General features: G+C 35.8%; 16 protein-coding genes. All 16 read left to right on the forward strand.

Features of this window, described 5'->3' with window-relative positions; translation table 11 throughout:
- The first annotated feature begins 214 nt into the window (after positions 1-214).
- The 16 genes from EKM64_RS10390 (at position 215) to tdcB (ending at position 17,735) form a co-directional block, all read left to right on the forward strand.
- A complete protein-coding gene (locus EKM64_RS10390; RefSeq protein ID WP_125678364.1) occupies positions 215-736 on the forward strand; it encodes a VanZ family protein in 522 nt (173 codons plus the stop codon).
- Between the two features lie 207 nt (positions 737-943).
- Complete coding sequence (locus EKM64_RS10395; RefSeq protein WP_164505360.1) at positions 944-4,306, forward strand: leucine-rich repeat protein; 3,363 nt, start codon at positions 944-946, stop codon at positions 4,304-4,306.
- A 95-nt stretch (positions 4,307-4,401) separates the two neighbouring features.
- The gene (locus EKM64_RS10400; protein WP_125678336.1) at positions 4,402-5,136 is read left to right on the forward strand and encodes a YebC/PmpR family DNA-binding transcriptional regulator; all 735 of its coding nucleotides are present in this window, start codon (positions 4,402-4,404) and stop codon (positions 5,134-5,136) included.
- 73 nt (positions 5,137-5,209) lie between these two features.
- A complete protein-coding gene (gene comGA / locus EKM64_RS10405; RefSeq protein ID WP_125678338.1) occupies positions 5,210-6,178 on the forward strand; it encodes a competence type IV pilus ATPase ComGA in 969 nt (322 codons plus the stop codon).
- On the forward strand, positions 6,132-7,157 hold the full coding sequence (locus EKM64_RS10410; RefSeq protein WP_225421009.1) for a type II secretion system F family protein: 1,026 nt from the start codon (positions 6,132-6,134) through the stop codon (positions 7,155-7,157). The genes comGA and EKM64_RS10410 overlap by 47 nt, the downstream gene beginning before the upstream one ends.
- On the forward strand, positions 7,157-7,447 hold the full coding sequence (locus tag EKM64_RS10415) for a prepilin-type N-terminal cleavage/methylation domain-containing protein (RefSeq protein WP_125678342.1): 291 nt from the start codon (positions 7,157-7,159) through the stop codon (positions 7,445-7,447). The genes EKM64_RS10410 and EKM64_RS10415 overlap by 1 nt, the downstream gene beginning before the upstream one ends.
- Positions 7,416-7,868, forward strand: coding sequence for a type II secretion system protein (locus EKM64_RS10420; RefSeq protein ID WP_125678344.1), 453 nt, complete (start codon positions 7,416-7,418; stop codon positions 7,866-7,868). The genes EKM64_RS10415 and EKM64_RS10420 overlap by 32 nt, the downstream gene beginning before the upstream one ends.
- Positions 7,855-8,133, forward strand: coding sequence for a hypothetical protein (locus EKM64_RS10425; protein WP_125678346.1), 279 nt, complete (start codon positions 7,855-7,857; stop codon positions 8,131-8,133). The genes EKM64_RS10420 and EKM64_RS10425 overlap by 14 nt, the downstream gene beginning before the upstream one ends.
- The gene (locus tag EKM64_RS10430) at positions 8,123-8,560 is read left to right on the forward strand and encodes a competence type IV pilus minor pilin ComGF (RefSeq protein ID WP_164505361.1); all 438 of its coding nucleotides are present in this window, start codon (positions 8,123-8,125) and stop codon (positions 8,558-8,560) included. The genes EKM64_RS10425 and EKM64_RS10430 overlap by 11 nt, the downstream gene beginning before the upstream one ends.
- A 254-nt stretch (positions 8,561-8,814) precedes the next feature.
- Positions 8,815-9,816, forward strand: coding sequence for a class I SAM-dependent methyltransferase (locus EKM64_RS10435; protein WP_225421010.1), 1,002 nt, complete (start codon positions 8,815-8,817; stop codon positions 9,814-9,816).
- A gap of 10 nt (positions 9,817-9,826) precedes the next feature.
- Complete coding sequence (locus EKM64_RS10440; protein ID WP_125678352.1) at positions 9,827-11,014, forward strand: acetate/propionate family kinase; 1,188 nt, start codon at positions 9,827-9,829, stop codon at positions 11,012-11,014.
- A 148-nt stretch (positions 11,015-11,162) separates the two neighbouring features.
- The gene (locus EKM64_RS10445; protein ID WP_263852841.1) at positions 11,163-12,854 is read left to right on the forward strand and encodes an oleate hydratase; all 1,692 of its coding nucleotides are present in this window, start codon (positions 11,163-11,165) and stop codon (positions 12,852-12,854) included.
- A 95-nt stretch (positions 12,855-12,949) separates the two neighbouring features.
- The gene (locus EKM64_RS10450; protein WP_125678357.1) at positions 12,950-13,435 is read left to right on the forward strand and encodes an STM3941 family protein; all 486 of its coding nucleotides are present in this window, start codon (positions 12,950-12,952) and stop codon (positions 13,433-13,435) included.
- Positions 13,435-15,195, forward strand: a complete 1,761-nt coding sequence (locus EKM64_RS10455) for a hypothetical protein (protein ID WP_125678358.1) — start codon at positions 13,435-13,437, stop codon at positions 15,193-15,195. The genes EKM64_RS10450 and EKM64_RS10455 overlap by 1 nt, the downstream gene beginning before the upstream one ends.
- Positions 15,196-15,574: 379 nt before the next feature.
- Entirely contained in the window at positions 15,575-16,693 is a 1,119-nt protein-coding gene (gene ald, locus EKM64_RS10460) for an alanine dehydrogenase (RefSeq protein ID WP_125678360.1), read from the forward strand.
- A 13-nt stretch (positions 16,694-16,706) separates the two neighbouring features.
- Positions 16,707-17,735, forward strand: a complete 1,029-nt coding sequence (gene tdcB, locus EKM64_RS10465; protein ID WP_125678362.1) for a bifunctional threonine ammonia-lyase/L-serine ammonia-lyase TdcB — start codon at positions 16,707-16,709, stop codon at positions 17,733-17,735.
- Positions 17,736-17,832: the final 97 nt, after the last annotated feature.

Raw genomic sequence — 17,832 nt, forward strand, 5'->3', positions numbered from 1 at the left:
GTCTCCTGTAGAATACAGGAGACAATCCATGATTTCTTAAAACTTATAAAAATGTCTAACTTTTTTATTGCACTTCAATTTGGAGGCTTTTTTAGTTGAATTAATTTGACTAAGTAGTTATTTGTCATTGGATAATTAATTTTTCTTGATCGTATGGGCTATTTTGAGAATGCTAGAAAATTAAATGCTGAAGTAAAATTGGAGAAAAATAGTGATTAATAGAATTAAGAAACATGAGAAATGGTATTGGCTAGCAGTTATTGCTGTTGAATTGGTATTATTCTATAGTTCATCAATGACTTACAAACAGCAGACGTCGGTCCCTTTTTTGGAACAACATTTGGGATCAAATAATAAACCTTTTTATCATTTTTTGAGTGGGATAAGATTTAATTATGGTGGTAAGATTCAATCGATTCAAAATGACGGTTATTTTCGCTTTGTAGAATTTTTTATTCGTAAAGGAGCACATTTTGGAACATATTTTATTCTGGGGTTATTTCTTAGCTTAGCGTTATACAATTATTTTCAGACTCATAAAATTTTGAGCTTTTTTATTCCTTGGACAGTCTCAACAGGTTTAGCTGCTTTTGATGAATTTCATCAAGGGCTGACTGGTGGTAGGACACCGTCTGTGGATGATGTTATGTTGGATAGTATGGGGGCTTTACTAGCAAGCTTGCTTATATTACTTTTTGTTTATATAGTTAATAAACTTAAAAAAATTCCTGTTTAGATAAAATCCTATTAAATAGGTTTACTATTATCTATTCTTTATTTATTTTTTTATAAAAAGCTGAAAAGCAACTCCGGCTATTCAGCCATGAATTATTTCTACCAAAAAAGATCTCTTATGAGGTCTTTTTCTTTGTCTTGAACTTAAAACTTTATATAATATAATCAAAATTTGTTTAAACAGAAGTGTGGGATGTTCATGATGAAAATGAAAAAAAATGTATTAATTAAAGATGGAAAAGAAATAGTAATTGCTGCAAGTGCCGCAATTACTATGGGCGTTGGTACTTCATTGACCCATCAGGTACTAACTCAGGCTGCTGAAACAAGTACAAGTACTGAAACTACTCCAACAGATTCAGCTACACTTGCCTCTACGACAAGCACAACACCTGCTCCAACAGCAACTGCTACTTCGGCTACTCCAACAAAGACTTTGTCGACTAAAACCGATATAGCAACCGTCACGGAAACGCCAGCTACTATAACTCCTACGACTACGACGCCATCTTCAACAGGAGATACGACAGGTACTTCTACATTATCAAGTTCAAGTACATCTACTACTGGAAATAGTAGTGGGGATGGGACTGACAGTGCTTCTACTTCGTCCTCTCCTGCATCAACGACTCCGGTCGCAGTAACTACAACTCCAGCAACGACCCCAGTAACAACTCCAACGACCCCAGTAACAACTCCAGCGACAACCCCAGTAACAACTCCAGCAACAACTCCGGCGACAGCTCCAGTAACAACGAATACGCCTACAACGACAGCACCAGCTACTAGTGCTTCTGAATACACACCCTCGGATAATTTCACTTGGTCGACTGATGCTAGTTCAGGGACTGCTACGGTAACAGGATTAGCTACTGGTAGTTCAACAATTACTTCGATTAATTTGCCTCCAACAATTAATCTTAACGGTGTGAATTATAAAGTAACCGCAATCGGCGATAATGCCTTTCAATTTAATAATAATTTAACAACAGTAACGCTAAATGATGGTTTAACAACTATTGGTAAAGAAGCCTTTTACAGCAATGAGAGCCTAACAAATGTTATTTTTAATGATGGTTTGGAGAATATAGGAACATCTGCCTTTGCATATAATAGTAAATTGGCCACGGTTGATTTTTCTAAGAATACTACTTTACAAACAATCGGTGATGATGCTTTTGTATCCGATCCAATAATTTCTCTTATTTTGCCAAATTCTGTTACTTCAATCGGTAAGACGGCCTTTGCATATAATCCAGCTTTATTAACTTTGACATTACCAAATAGTTTACAGACTATTTCAGACCAGGCATTTGCATCTAATACTGAACTTCAAAGCGTCGTCTTTGATAAAGCCTTGAATTCTATCGGCTATCAGGCCTTTATTTATGATAATAATTTGTCAACTCTGAATCTTACTAATTCGGTTGATCTTCAAACGATTGGTACTGGAGCCTTTGAGTTTGATAAGGTTTCAGGAGATTTGAGTGTTCCAGCTAGTGTAACTTCAGTAGGTGATCAGGCATTTTTGAGTAATCAATTGACAGGATTAAGCTATTCGGGTAGCAATCTTTCTTTGGGTAACGAAGCATTCAAATATAATCGAATCGTTAATATTTCTGCACCTAACGTAAGTATTACAGGCTCATTTGGATCAGGCATTGGAGGTTATCAAGTCGATACTATTTTTACCGATCCAACTCACGACAAAATTTCGAATTTCTTTAATATCAATGCAGATGGATATGGTGAACAATATCTAGGTATTTTTGGATTGACTAATGGTGTTACATACTCTAACGGCATGTTTGATATACCTAATGGAACAGAGAATTTTGCATTCAATTGGAGTATTGGGCCTGAATATAATGGACAATATAATGTTGTTTTAAACAATCCAGTTATTAAGGCAATTAATTCTGTTATTATTGTCGATTCAAATTGGTCACCAGAAGATAACTTTGTGGGATGTACACTTGAAGATGGCGCGGTAGTCCCATTATCAAGCATGACGGTTTCAATTAAAGATCCTGCTGGAAAAACTGTTTCGTCGGTCGATACAAGTACTCTTGGAACTTACCAAGTTACTTACAGTTATGGTGAGTACAGTACAGTAGTCAATGTCAGTGTTGAAAAGAATTCAGGTACATATGCTATAAGTGGCAGTAATTCAAGTACATACAGCGGAAGTACCCCAGCCGAGACAGGTAGTTATCAAGTGGCACTGTCAAATGGTGATACTTATACAACTAAACCTGGTGACGTAGAATTTACTACACAAGCAATCGATGCTGGAACTTATCAAGTTCAATTGACTGCTCAAGGTCTTGCTGCCATTAATACATTACAAGGCGGTGATTTATATAATTGGGAATTAGGTACTAATAATTCTAGTTATGTGATCGAAAAACTTCCAATAACAATTACTGCTGAAAATGCTGCTAAAACTTCTGGAGAATCTGACCCTACTTTAACAGGACAAGTTTCTAACGGAGTAACAGATGCAAAATATACTGTCTCCCGTGTTCCAGGTGAGACGGTTGGGACCTATGAAATGACCGTTACACCAGCCGAAGATGCTAATCCAAATTATGATATCACGGTTGTTCCAGGTACATTTACGATCACAGGTATTGATGGAGAAGATTACACAATGAAAGTTGGTGATCCGGCTCCAACCTTAGCCGATTTTAAGGCCATTGCTTATGATCTGAATGGTCCGATTCCACTTGGAGATATTTCCTTGAATTTAAATGGTGCTAATTTAACCAAAAATGGTGATTATAATATAACTTTAAGTACGGCTGATGGTATGACTAAAGAGGTTGTTCTACACGTTACTGGCGGAACAGAAGATAATAATTCCGGAGGTAGTACAGGACCAACGGAACCCGGAGATTCTGGAAATCAAGGCAGTGGGAACGGTACAGAAGGCCCCGAAACACCAACGAATCCAGAGCAACCTGGAAATCCAGAAGGCCCCGAAACACCAACGAATCCAGAGCAACCTGGAAATCCAGAAGGCCCCGAAACACCAACGAATCCAGAGCAACCTGGAAATCCAGAAGGCCCCGAAACACCAACGAATCCAGAGCAACCTGGAAATCCAGAAGGCCCCGAAACACCAACGAATCCAGAGCAACCTGGAAATCCAGAAGGCCCCGAAACACCAACGAATCCAGAGCAACCTGGAAATCCAGAAGGCCCCGAAACACCAACGAATCCGGAACAACCTGGAAATTCAAAAGGACCTACAACTTCGGAAATATCAACATCAAATAATTCAACAACTCAAACTTCACGACAGACGCCAATCATTAATGGGGATAGTGAATATAGTGGGAAAAATACAGTCAAATATCTCGGTTCGAAGGGTTCATTAACAAAGAATTTACTTGTAACAGGCACGGTTTCTGCTAATAAAAGTTCTCAAGTGAATTCTGGAGTGACTAAGGGAAAATTTCCTCAAACTGGAAATAAAAATAGCTTGATGGCCACCATTAGTGGTATTTTACTAGGATTGTTATCATTAATGGGAATTGACATTAAACATCGCAAAAATAATCACTAATTTCACTTTGTAATTGTCGGTTAATATTGAAATGAAAGGGATATTTTGATATTATATTATCTGGTTTACAATAAAAGTGGAAGAAGGAAGCAGAAATGTCAGGACATTCAAAATGGCATAACATCCAGGGTAGAAAAAATGCCCAAGATTCTAAGCGTGGAAAGATTTTCCAAAAATTATCACGTGAATTATTCATGGCGGCAAAAGCGGGTGGTGCCGATCCAGACAGTAATGCTGCTCTTCGTTTAATAGTAGATAAAGCTCGTGCAGCTAACATGCCTAAGGACAACATTAAACGTGCCTTAGATAAAGCCGAAGGTGGTAGTGAAGAACACTACGACGAAGTAACATATGAAGGCTACGCTCCAGGTGGAGTTGCAGTTTTGGTTGAAGCATTGACAGATAATAAGAACAGAACAGCTTCTTCAGTACGTGTTGCGTTTACTCGTAACGGAGGTAGCTTAGGTTCAAGTGGTTCAGTTGCTTATATGTTTGACCGTAAAGGATATCTTGTTTTGGACCGTACAAAGAATACTCAAGATGAAGATGAAGTCTTATTAGACATCATGGATCTCGGTGCTGATGATTTACAAACATCAGATGATGCTTTTGAAATCTATACGGATGCCAAAGAGTTTGCAGGTGTACGTGATGGTTTGATTGAAAAGGGCTACCAAATTGCTAATTCAGAATTAACAATGATCCCTCAAAACACAACACCAGTACCAGAAGACAAGCAAGAACAATTTGAACACATGATCGATCAACTTGAAGATGACGATGATGTTTCAGAAGTTTATACGGCTGCTGAAGATGATGACGACGAATAATAAATAAATTTTCGACCATAGACAATTTTGTCTATGGTCTTTTTTTGCGTAATTTTTAGAAAGGAGGTTAGAAATGACAGCAGAGAATATGGTTCATGATTTATTAACTGAAGCTTGTGACAACAAGGCCACAGATATTTACTTTTTTCCATATAAAAATCTTTATAGGATCGAAACTCGTAGTAATTCATATGAATCGAGAATAACAGAACTGACGATCGATGAAACTTTGATGGTAATGAATTATTTAAAATTTAACGGTGGGTTAGATGTTTCGGAACGTCGTCGTTCGCAAAAAGGTTCATTTGGCTTTTCGTATCATCAACAAAAAATTCATATCAGAATTTCATCTGTGGGTGACTTTTTGGATCGAGAATCATTAGTAGTAAGACTGATTTATCCACAAAATTTTAATTATCAGTTGAATGAAAATTTGATCGAGCAACTATTTCCAATTGCTAAGCGAAAAGGAATGATGATTTTTTCTGGTCCGATGGGCTCTGGGAAAACGTCGTTGATGTATGCACTTTGTAAACAATTGAGTGTTGATAAAAAAATTATGAGTATTGAAGATCCAGTCGAGATAGTCGAAGATGACTTTTTACAGTTGCAAGTCAATGAGCAGGCGGAATTAACCTATGAAGAGTTGATCAAAACCAGTTTGCGACATCGACCAGAAGTTTTGATAATTGGTGAAATTCGTGATGCTGTAACCGCTGAACAGGCTATTCAAGCAGCTCTTTGCGGATATACGGTCATGACTACGATTCATGGAAAATCCAAGTTCTCAGTTATTCAACGATTGAAACAATTTGGAGTAGATCCAGATGAGATATTGAATGCCATTAATTTAATTTCCTATCAAAGGCTGGTCCCGACAGTAAATGGAATTCAATTATTTAACGACACATTGAATGAATCAGAAATCCGTTTATTTTTAAAGGAACACAAAATTGATGATACTTGGAGTCGACAAATCAAACATGCTTATCAGAGTGGATATATTAGTGCAGAAGTATATCAAGAATATCTATACGGATAAAAGAATTAGTGATCAACAGCAAGCAGAATATTTATTACTTTTAGGAAAATTGATCAATAATGGATTCTCTCTAAAACAGTCAATTAATTGTTTGAGTTTATTACGAGCTAAGCAAAAGGTTTTTTCTTATATATATAAGGATCTACAAAATGGAGAGATGATTTCTTATTCATTACGACATTTAAATTTGCCGATGGCAATTTATAATCAGCTGATAATTGCTCAAACTAATGGAAGTTTGCAGAAAATTTTAATTCAGAGTGGATTACTTTTAAAAACCAAAGCTAAGCAGAAGAGCAAATTAAAAGAGTTAATGGCCTATCCTTGTTTCATTTTAGGATTTCTATTCGTCATGTTATTGGGGATGAAAGTGTATATTGTGCCGCAGTTAGGTATGAGTACAGAAACTAAGTACATTGATTTGTTTTTGAAAACCTTTTTTGGAACAGTAATATTTTTTGTCATAGGAATAGTGGTTTATTGCGGTTATTTGAAACGAATATCCGAATATCAATGTGCAAAGCAATTGATCAAATTACCGATAGTTGGGAAAGTCTATCTGAATTTCTATCAATTTATTATTTTGCAGGGGTTAGGATTACAAGTTTCTAGTGGTTTGAATTTAAAAGAAATTTGTTCAATCAATGCTAGCTTTTCTGAAGGATCAATACAAGAAATGTTATCCAGAAAAGTACAGCGTGATCTGCAAAAAGGTAGTTCATTAAATAACTTGATAGATAATGAAAACTTTTTACCCAATGAACTAAAATCCATTATGAAATTGGGTGGTGGTAAAAAAGAATTAGCACAGGACCTGATACTCATGTCTGAATTGAAGTTTGAAGAAACGCAAAAATCTTTACAGAAAATTTTGAATCTAGTTCAGCCAATCATGTTTGGAATCATTGCACTAATAATAATTGTGACCTATTTGATGGTCTTACTACCAGTTTATGGAATGATGAAAGGGATGTCCTAATGAATAAACTAAAGAAGAAAACCAGAGAAGCCTTTACACTGATTGAAATGGTTATTGTACTGTTCATAATTTCACTATTGTTGTTATTGATCGTGCCGAATCTTGGTGGTCAAAAAACAAATGCAGAAAATAAAACCGATGAAGCATTTAGAAGTACTTTGCAGACACAAGTCGATATGGCAGATACGAAGATCCATGATTTGAAAGAGTTGGATCTTTCGGAAAAACAGGCAGATAAAGCTAAAGGATATAAGATCAATGAAAAAGGACAAGTTATTAAGAATCCATAGATTTGGTTTTACATTAGTTGAGTCAGTCATAGCTTTAGCAATTTTTTGTTCAATAGTTTTTGCTACCAGTTTAGGAGTAAGGAATTATCAGGCGAGAGTTGATGAAAAACAATCTATGCAGCAGTTCAAAAATGTCTTTAAAAACACTTTAAATGAAGCATTTCTAACACAACGCTATTACAATATTACTATCTCAAAAAGTAGTCACTCTGCTTTGTTTAAGACGAATGATGATGATTCGTATAAAGTTCGAGTTAAATTTCCCGATACTGTAAACTTTCTTCAAAGTAAGTCGACTATTCAGATTAGACGAAATGGACTAATAAAACCTCAAACAATCAAATTCCATTCTGATTTGACCAATATAAATTATGTCTATGTAGTTCAGATGAATTGGGGTGAGATAATTGATAAAACGTGATGGATTTGTTCTTGCAGAATCAGTCGTTTCTCTCTTCATTATGTTGTTAGTTGCAACTACTTTGACGATTTGTCTGGGGGAAGAATACAAACAAATAAATTTATGGGAACAACGGATCAGTGCTCATAAATTGATGTTGATAAATCTTAATAGTAAGCAAACTGTATCTGAACAGACTGTGAAAAATCAAAAGTATTTCTATGATAGAAATGAAAACTCTCTGAAAATCCAGTCAAATGGTGAGGTATTTCAAGTTGGATGGTAAGCGTCATGGCATGGTATTAGCGGAAACTTTGTTAGCTTTGTTAGTTACTGTTTTAGTATTAGGAATTTTGCAACAAACTTTGAAAGTCATCAAAAATGTCCCTGATAATTTGAATGCCGAACAGGTCCGCTGGCATATGACTAACGAATATATTCAAGAAAATTTTCAAGGTGAAAAAATAAAAGAGTATACACCGAATAAATTGAACTTCGAAAACAAAAATGGTTCTAAATCGGCTCATGTTTTGGAATTCTATCACGATATGTTAAGAACTAGAACAGAACAAGGTGGACACATTCCATTAGTGATGAATTTAAAAAAATGTACCTTTAAAATTAAAAAAGATTTGATAATAATCAAGATGATAGATAAGAAAAATCGAATTTCGGAGATGTATTTAACTAATGATCATCAAAATTTTAACTAGAAATAGGCCGGCTTCGGTTTTGCTGACAACACTATTAGTTCTGGGTGTTTCTATTCTGACGATCGGTTTTAGTAATGCCTATTTTAAAAATCAAATTCATAATTATCGGCGACTTGATAACTTTTATAAACAAAAGATTGTGCAAAAAATTGATAAAACATATACAATAAGGTTCTCGGAATATAACATGGTTGAATAAATGTTGCTACAACATTAGAATATTAATGTTATTTTTAAAAGAACTGGAGATAAAAATGCAAACTTATTACGATAAATTAAGTCAAGCTGTTACTTTGTTACAAAAGTCGCTAAAGACAAGCTATACTGACGCATTGGCCGAAGCACTAACTGATTTAGCTAATGGTGAGGTTTACGTAGAGAATGGTGCCCCAGATCAAGATACTGTGGACAAGTTAAAGGTGATTTATGATGAACTAAAAGAAATTGATATATCTAAGGCCGAACTCAAACAGGCTATAACCGTTAATATCATCAGTTCGCAAAAATTAGATAAAACTGAAGTTAATAAATTGGTAACTCCAGATAGTATTGGATTGATTACTAGTTTGATTGCTTATGAAATTTTGAGTGCTCAGAATAAAACAGATTTCAATTTGGTTGATCCTACGATCGGAACAGGTAATTTATTAATTGAATTTGTAAATCAATTAAAAATGGCTGGTGATTTCAAAATCAATTTGGCCGGAATAGACAATGACGATATTTCTTTAGGATTGGCTAAGGCATTTACCGAGGTCATGAATTTGAACTTATCAGCATATCATCAAGATGCAATTGCTGAATGGGAGTTTACAGACGTTGACATGGCGATTGCCGATCTTCCAGTCGGATATTACCCAATAGATGAAAACGCCTCCAAATTTGAAACTAGAGCCGATGAGGGGCATTCATACGCTCATCATCTACTAATTGAACAGACAATGAACAATTTGAATGAAAACGGTATCGGAATATTTATCGTTCCTTCACAAATTTTCCAAACTGATCAAGCTAAAAAATTATCACAATGGATGGTCTCAAACGTCTATCTGCAGGCTGTTCTAGACTTACCAGGTAATTTGTTTGCTTCAAAGGAAGCACAAAAAGCTGTAGTAATCTTACAAAAACATGGTACAAAAGCTCAACAATCTGCTAAGGTTTTAATGGGTACTATTCCGAATACAAATGATCCGAAGCTATTTGAAGGCTTTAAAAATCAAGTTCAGGATTGGGCCAAAAAAACTTTTAAAGGTTAGGTGAAAAGATATGTCCAAAATAATTGCAGTGAACTCAGGAAGTTCAACCCTGAAGTGGAAGCTGTATGATTTACCAGAAGAAACTGTTGTTGCTAAAGGTATGGTTGACCGTTTAGGTTTGTCAGACTCTGTCTTTGAAGTAAAGTACAATGGCGAAAAGTTCAGTGAAACTGGCGATATTCCTGATCATATAACTGCTGTTAACAAGATGTTAAAGAAACTTATTGAAATGAATATCATTTCTGATTACAGTGAGATCACTGGTGTTGGTCACCGTGTTGTTGCTGGTGGTTCTGTTTTTAAGGATTCTACATTAGTAACTCCAGAGGTTATCGAACAAATCAAAAAATTGGCTGAATTTGCACCATTACATAATCCTGGTCAAGCCGCTGGTATGGAAGCATTTGAAAAGATTTTACCAGATGTTCCTCAAGTAGCTGTATTTGATACTTCATTCCATCAATCAATGGATCCAGTAAATTATCTATACAGTGTTCCTTACGAATACTATGAAAAATATGGTGTACGTAAATTTGGTGCACATGGTACAAGCCATAGATATGTTTCAGGTGCCGCGGCTGATTTCTTGAACAAACCATTAAAAGATTTGAAGATGATCTCACTTCACTTGGGTAGTGGTGCTTCGATCGATGCTATTGACGGTGGTAAATCTGTTGATACATCAATGGGATTCACACCTCTAGCTGGTATCACAATGAGTACTCGTTCAGGTGATATTGACCCATCATTAATGGCTTACTTGATGCAAAAGTTAAAGATCAATGATCCACAAGACATGATCAATATATTAAATGAAAAATCTGGACTACTTGGTATTTCAGGCGTTTCACCAGATATGCGTGATTTAATTGCCACTAAAGATGAAAATAAACGTTCAAAATTAGCAATCGATATCTTTGTAAACCGTATCGTTAAGTATGTTGGTTCATACATAGCCTTACTTGGTGGTACAGATGTAATCATTTTCACAGCCGGAATGGGCTTTGCTAATCCATGGATCCGTCAAATTATCTCAGAAAAGTTTGCATACATGGGTATTAAAATCGATAAAGATGCTAACGAAAATGGAAAAGGTTTGCGTAAGATCAGTACAGACGATTCAAGTGTTACTGTCTTAGCAATTCCAACTGACGAAGAATTGATGATCGTTCGGGATGTTGTTAGATTAACAAAATAATTAAATTAGGGGGGCCTTGCACACGCAAGTGTCTCTTTTTTTATCAAATTTCCGAATTAAATTTTAGGACTTTTATGTTTTAAAATTTAGTGAGTGTAAACCTTTACATTAGCTCTATAAATGGAATATATTTAAGTTGAGTATTAGAATGGAGGGCAATATTATGACACGAAAAGCTTATATGATCGGTACCGGAATTGGTAATCTTGCTGCTGGAATTTATTTGATCCGCGATGGTGGGTTTAAAGGTGAACAAATTACCATGATGGGTCTTGAAAAACATGGTGCTAATGATGGTGACACCGTTGAGGCCTATGAGAATGAGTATAGTAATCAAGCACTTTCGAATAATAAAGGTTTTCTAGCTAAAGGTGGACGTATGCTCAATGAAGAAACATATGAAAATCTTTGGGATCTTTTAAGATCAGTTCCCTCACTGGATAACCCTGGACAAACCGTAACTGATGATATTCTAAACTTTGATCATGCGCATCCAACACATGATGTTGGACGTTTGATTGACCACAATGGACCAAGGATACATGGCGACAAGAATGATTATAGACATATGCAATTTAACAACAAAGATCGTTTCTTGCTTTCAAAATTAATGCTTTCACCTGAAAAAGATGAGGAAAAGTTAAATAACGTCAGCATTGCTGAATACTTTGCTAGCAGTCCACATTTCTTTACGACTAACTTTTGGTCAATGTGGCAAACAACATTTGCTTTTAAACGTTCTAGTTCCGTTATGGAATTACGTCGTTATATGAATCGAATGATTCTTGAATTTAGTCGTATCAACACTTTGGAAGGTGTTACTAGAACACCCTACAATCAATATGAAAGTATTATTTTACCAATGCGCAAGTATCTTGAGGACAGAGGAGTAACATTCATCGACAATCGTAAAGTTGTTGATCTCGAATTCAAGGATACCCCATTACAAGACGACATTGTTGTTACCGGTATTAAATATGAGCAAGTGGACAACGATAATGAAGCTGGTGAAATTACGGTTGATGAGAATGATCTAGTATTTGATACAAACGGTTCAGTTACCGATAGTTCTTCAATGGGTGATTTCAATACACCGGTTAAAGAAAATATGGAATATGCACCTAGTGCTGCTCTGTGGAAGAAGGCTGCTGAAAAATTCTATTCACTAGGTAATCCTGATAAATTTTTCAATGATCGTACACAAAGTGAGTGGATGAGTTTTACTGTTACAACAAACAACCATTATTTATTAAATGAGATTTGTCGTATTACTGAACAAGAACCAGGTAATGCCTTGAACACTTGGATCGAAAGTACACCATTGATGTCGATTGTTGTGCATCATCAACCACATTTTAAGGCTCAAAAGCCTAATGAATCAGTTTTCTGGGGTTATTTCATGTATCCAAGAAGAAATGGCGATTATGTACAAAAGCCAATTATTGAGATGACTGGTGAGGAAATGCTTGAAGAATTCTTAGGTCATCTAGCAGCTGTCGATCCATCGAAAGATAATATTAGAAACCATAAACAAGAAGTTATGGACAGTATTGTTAACGTGATCCCAGTTCACTTACCATATGCCAGTGCATTATTTAATCAAAGAGCAGTCGGTGACAGACCTGACGTTGTGCCAAAGCATAGTAAGAACTTGGCATTTATTAGTCAATTCTGTGAAATGCCATTTGACATGGTATTTACAGAACAATATTCATTCCGTGCCGCTCAAAGGGCCGTTTATACATTCTTAGGCATCCCATTATCAGAAATGACAAAGATGCATCATTATGAAAAAGACCCTAAAGTTATGGCCAGAGCAACTAAGACAATGTTTAGATAAAATTTAATTAAAAGATAAAGAAGCTGGATTTTCAAGGATCTGGCTTCTTTTTTGCTATACTTATATCATATTGAAATTATCATGGGGGATTTAAAATGAATAAAACGTATAAAATAATTGGTTCACGAAGAGCCTTTATATTTTTAGCGACTTTTGGGGAAATATTTTTAGTAGGAGGCAGTGTACTTTTACTTCAGGAAGAACCTGAGTTATCTATCGTTTGGTGGTTTGCAATTGTATTTTTTGGATCTGTTTGGCCTTTTCTTATATTCAAAATTTTTTCTCCTTGTATTATGAAAATCGGTCCAAAGGGAGTATATGATTGTTCTTCATTATTTGCGGGACATAAATGGATCAGTTGGGACAATATAAAAGATTATAAATTCGATGACTATCTAGATATTTCAATGATCTTTATCAATTTAAAGAATAAAAATTCTGCCAATAAAGTAATACGAAAATTAAATAAGGGTTTTGGTGGAGACTTCATAATAAATGTTCAACAGGCAACAGGTAACGATAAGAAAAAAATTTCAGAATTATTTGAGAGTTATTATAAAGAATATGGGGTTAACAACTAATGTTAGGACTTTTTCTACTACTCACACTTGAATTTACAGCCTTTTCTTTTGTTCCATTTGTAATAGCACTATTAAGAAATCCGCATAAGCTGGGGATTCAAACACATATTTTTATTCAATTGGCCATCTTTTTCATAGGACTATTTATTGTGTATTTTACTGGTCCGGATCAAACTTGGAAGATGATCTTACAAGCTAATCTTGTAGTTTTAGCCATAGCATCAGGATTGCATGGCTCCGCTTTAGCAATATCTAAACGCGAGCTCAAGAAGATAGAGGGGAATTTTCTATTAACTATGGTTGGTTCACTGGTTGCTTTAGGAATTGTGATTTTAGTGATCATTGTGTCAGGTTATGCTACTACTAAGTCGGTCGCAAAAATAACTGATGTAACCGAAAATACAACCACTAAAAATGCACCAATGCCTTTGATCAATTCAAAGAGTAAAGAAGTTCCGGTTGTTAATTCATACAAAACGGTCCGTAATCAAATGCAAAACTCGTTATCTAATGTGCCAGATTCTAATGTTTATTCATTGAATCATGCACGAGTACAGTTTTATCATGGAAAACTAGTTTACATTGCTCCATTGGATTTTGACGGATCATTTTTCAGATATAATCATTACAAGAAAGTTCCTGGATATTTTATTGTTGACGCGACGTCAAAAAATTCTAAACCTAAATTTGTTAAGAAAAGTATGAGATATACTCCGTCAGCTTATTTTGGTCACGATGCATCACGTAAAATATATGCATCGATCACCGGTCGAGGCTTAGTTCTTTCTGGAAGTGCACCGCAACTTGAAATCAACGAATCTGGTCATCCATATTATGTTCAAACTTTGTATAAACAGTATGGACTATCAACACGAAAAAATTATCGTAAAGTTTATGTAGCTGTCTTGGATTCAGTTACAGGCAAGGTACAGGTTTATAAGCAAGGTGATGAGCCTAAATGGATCGATGTTACCTTTGATCCTAATATTGCGAGTGACAAGATCTATTCATTTGCCGCTGAAAGAAATGGTTGGTGGAATGCACATGGATTCGGTGGTTCAAGACTTGGAGTTATGAAGTCAGTCGAAGGTGTAGGAACCGAGGGACGTGATGATGTTTTTACGCCGATAGCCTATAAGAAAGATATTTATTACTTCACCTCAATGACGAGTAATAACAGTAAACAAACTTCAGTGTTAGGTTACATGTACGTCAATGCTAAGACGGGTAAAACATATTATTACCGTGAAGAAGCTGATGCCATGACACCAAATCGAGCCGATAGTTTGGCCGAAAACCGCATGAAACAAACACAATGGAAGGCTAATATGCCGCTACTTTATAGAATTGATGGTAAGCCTACTTGGGTAGTTTCAATGATCGATGACAATGGAGCCTTCATGTCTTACGTTTATCTTTTAGCCAATGGGAATGGAACTCAAGATACAGTTGCAGTCGGAACTGATGCCAAGTCCGCTCTGCAAAAGTATCGTAATTTATTTAATTCCAATACTGACACAGCCAGTTCTTCACATTCTGGTAAGAAACAGAATTTCACTGGGACTGTCAATCGAGTGGTTAAGGTTAATAATGGAGAGGTTGCATTCTTGTTGAATGATAATAAAAATGTCTTCTATGCTTCGATCAAAAATTATCCACGTAATATGTTTATTCAAAATGGTGATGAAATTAGTTTTTCTGGATATTTGGATGGAAAAACTGTCATTGTGGATAAAGCTATAACTAATAAGAATCTATAAAAAAAGACCCGAATGGGTCTTTTTTGTTATCTAAATATGTTTTATTAGAGTATACAAGTGTATGAATGTACTTATCATATCATTATAAGAATATGATTGTATTTTGAGAATGAACAGATAATCGAAAGTCCATTTTGATGGTGTTTAGTCACAGCAATATGGTTGTATAGTCAATCTAGTACAAATTATAGGAATCTATGAAACTAGAATATGAAAATAAAAAAATGCGAAAATTTGTTACCACAGGCAATCGACTGGTAGATAAATGTTTCACAATATTTTACTAATGTAAATGTAAGAAAACACTGAATGTAGTTGTTATATCACTGTTTTAACGATAAGATTTAGTTGTTAATAATTTCACATAGGAGGCATAAAGATGCAAATAGCTGTTATCAAGGAACAAAAAGAAGGAGAGGGCCGTGTAGCCGCAACTCCTGAGAATGTCCGTAAAATGGTTGATGCCGGAAATGAAGTATTAGTTGAAAATGATGCTGGTATTGGGGCCGGTTTTACTAACGACGAATACGTTGAAGCTGGTGGTAAATTAGTAAGTCATAAAGATGGTTGGAACGCTGATTTGATCATCAAGGTTAAAGAGCCAGATGCAGAAGAGTATAAATACTTCAAAAAAGGCCAAGTTATTTGGGGCTTCCAACATTTAGCATCTTCAAAACCAACTGTAGAAGCAATGATCAAAGCCGGAACTACTGCTATCGGTGGAGAGACAATCGTTAAAGATGGCAAACTTGAATTATTAGCACCAATGAGCGCAATTGCCGGACGTCGTTCAGTAATTATGGGCGCTTATTATCTTGAAGCACAACATCAGGGTCAAGGTACTTTATTACCAGGTATCAATGTACCAGGTATTCATCCTGGACGTGTAGTTATATTTGGTGGTGGTAATGCTGCTACAAATGCCGCTCAATTAGCTCTAGGTATGGGATGCTCAGTCGTTATCATTGAATTGAATGATGATCGTATCAAGGACTTGGAATCAGAATTTAAAGGACAAGACCTTCGTGTTGTTAAATCAAACGAAGAAAACTTGGCTAAAGAAATTCAAGATGCTGATGTATTTATTTCAACAATTCTTATTCCAGGCTCAAAACCACCTAAGTTGGTTAAAGAATATATGATCAAATCAATGAAACCAGGTAGTGTAGTTGTTGACGTTGCTATTGATCAGGGTGGAACTGTTGAAACAATCGACAAACCAACAACGATCGACGATCCAATCTTTGTTAAAGATGGAATTGTTCACTATGCTGTTCCTAATCAACCAGGTGCTGTACCACGTACGGCAACTATGGCTTTAGCAGCTGGTAATATTAACTACTTACTAGAAATTGCCGATAAGGGTATTGACCAAGCAATAAAGACTGATGAAGCATTAGCTTCAGGTGTAAATATTTACGAAGGAAAAGTTACAAATAAAGGTTTAGCAGATTCATTAGATTTACCATATTCAGAGTTATCTGATTCAGTAGAATAATGAGGTGAGTGAAATGCTCAAAGGGATAGATATTGATAACGCAGTAAGTATTAGAGACATTCAAGAAGCAAAGGCAATTGTCGGCAAGTATGCTCGTAAAACTCCGCTAGTTCAATCAATGTTTCTAAGCAGAAATATTGTTGGCGGTGATATTTTTCTAAAACTTGAAAATATGCAATTAACTGGGTCTTTTAAGTTTAGAGGAGCTAATAACAAAATTAATCATTTAACTGATGAAGAAAAGGCTCGTGGAGTTATTGCTGCATCAGCCGGTAACCACGCTCAAGGTGTTGCTTTGACTGGACATTTAATGGGAATCGATACAACTGTTGTTATGCCTGACGAAGCTCCACAAATGAAACGTGATGCCACACGTGGATATGGTGCTGAAGTTGATATTCACGGTGCAACGTTTGATGACGCACATGAATGGATGTACGAAAGAGCCGAAAAAGAAGGCAAAACGATCGTTGATCCATTTAATGACAAGTATGTTATTGCTGGTCAAGGAACTATAGGATTAGAGATACTTGATGATCTTTGGGATGTTGATACTGTTATTATTCCTGTTGGCGGCGGTGGATTGATCTCTGGTATGGCTGTTGCTTTGAAGTCATTTAATCCTTCGATCCATATTGTCGGTGTACAATCTGAAAACGTACATGGCATGTATTCATCATATAAAGCAGGGCATATCACTTCACATCACGATGATTTCACATTAGCCGATGGAACTGATGTTACTACTCCAGGTGACATTACATTTCCAATCGTCAGTGAACTAGTTGATGAAATTGTTCTTGTCAACGAAGAAGAGATCGCTACAGCAATGAAAGATCTACTTCAAAGAACTAAGGTAGTTGCCGAAGGAGCAGGTGCATTACCTGTCGCCGCATTGGAATCACATAAGATCGATGATAGATGGCTAAAAGGCAAGAAAACTGTTGCCATGGTATCTGGTGGTAATGTTGACTTAGCACGTGTTTCAAATATTATTGATCACTTCTTCACACCTGTAAAAGCAGATGGTGGAATCGGATAGAATAAAGAAAAAAGGCTAACTGCAATGAACCCCAGTAATTGGAGTTGATTATGAAATTTTACGTCTAATCACTTAAATGTGATTAGGCGTTTTTTGA

This window comes from Companilactobacillus keshanensis, assembly GCF_003946205.1.
Taxonomy (GTDB): domain Bacteria; phylum Bacillota; class Bacilli; order Lactobacillales; family Lactobacillaceae; genus Companilactobacillus; species Companilactobacillus keshanensis.

What these genes read in the sequence shown, in the direction of transcription:
- tdcB (WP_125678362.1), top strand. Translation starts at nt 16,707, where the DNA reads ATGCTCAAAGGGATAGATATTGATAACGCAGTAAGTATTAGAGACATT.
- EKM64_RS10415 (WP_125678342.1), top strand. Translation starts at nt 7,157, where the DNA reads ATGAATAAACTAAAGAAGAAAACCAGAGAAGCCTTTACACTGATTGAA.
- comGA (WP_125678338.1), top strand. Translation starts at nt 5,210, where the DNA reads ATGACAGCAGAGAATATGGTTCATGATTTATTAACTGAAGCTTGTGAC.
- EKM64_RS10450 (WP_125678357.1), top strand. Translation starts at nt 12,950, where the DNA reads ATGAATAAAACGTATAAAATAATTGGTTCACGAAGAGCCTTTATATTT.
- ald (WP_125678360.1), top strand. Translation starts at nt 15,575, where the DNA reads ATGCAAATAGCTGTTATCAAGGAACAAAAAGAAGGAGAGGGCCGTGTA.
- EKM64_RS10455 (WP_125678358.1), top strand. Translation starts at nt 13,435, where the DNA reads ATGTTAGGACTTTTTCTACTACTCACACTTGAATTTACAGCCTTTTCT.
- EKM64_RS10420 (WP_125678344.1), top strand. Translation starts at nt 7,416, where the DNA reads ATGAAAAAGGACAAGTTATTAAGAATCCATAGATTTGGTTTTACATTA.
- EKM64_RS10440 (WP_125678352.1), top strand. Translation starts at nt 9,827, where the DNA reads ATGTCCAAAATAATTGCAGTGAACTCAGGAAGTTCAACCCTGAAGTGG.
- EKM64_RS10400 (WP_125678336.1), top strand. Translation starts at nt 4,402, where the DNA reads ATGTCAGGACATTCAAAATGGCATAACATCCAGGGTAGAAAAAATGCC.
- EKM64_RS10435 (WP_225421010.1), top strand. Translation starts at nt 8,815, where the DNA reads ATGCAAACTTATTACGATAAATTAAGTCAAGCTGTTACTTTGTTACAA.
- EKM64_RS10395 (WP_164505360.1), top strand. Translation starts at nt 944, where the DNA reads ATGAAAAAAAATGTATTAATTAAAGATGGAAAAGAAATAGTAATTGCT.
- EKM64_RS10445 (WP_263852841.1), top strand. Translation starts at nt 11,163, where the DNA reads ATGGAGGGCAATATTATGACACGAAAAGCTTATATGATCGGTACCGGA.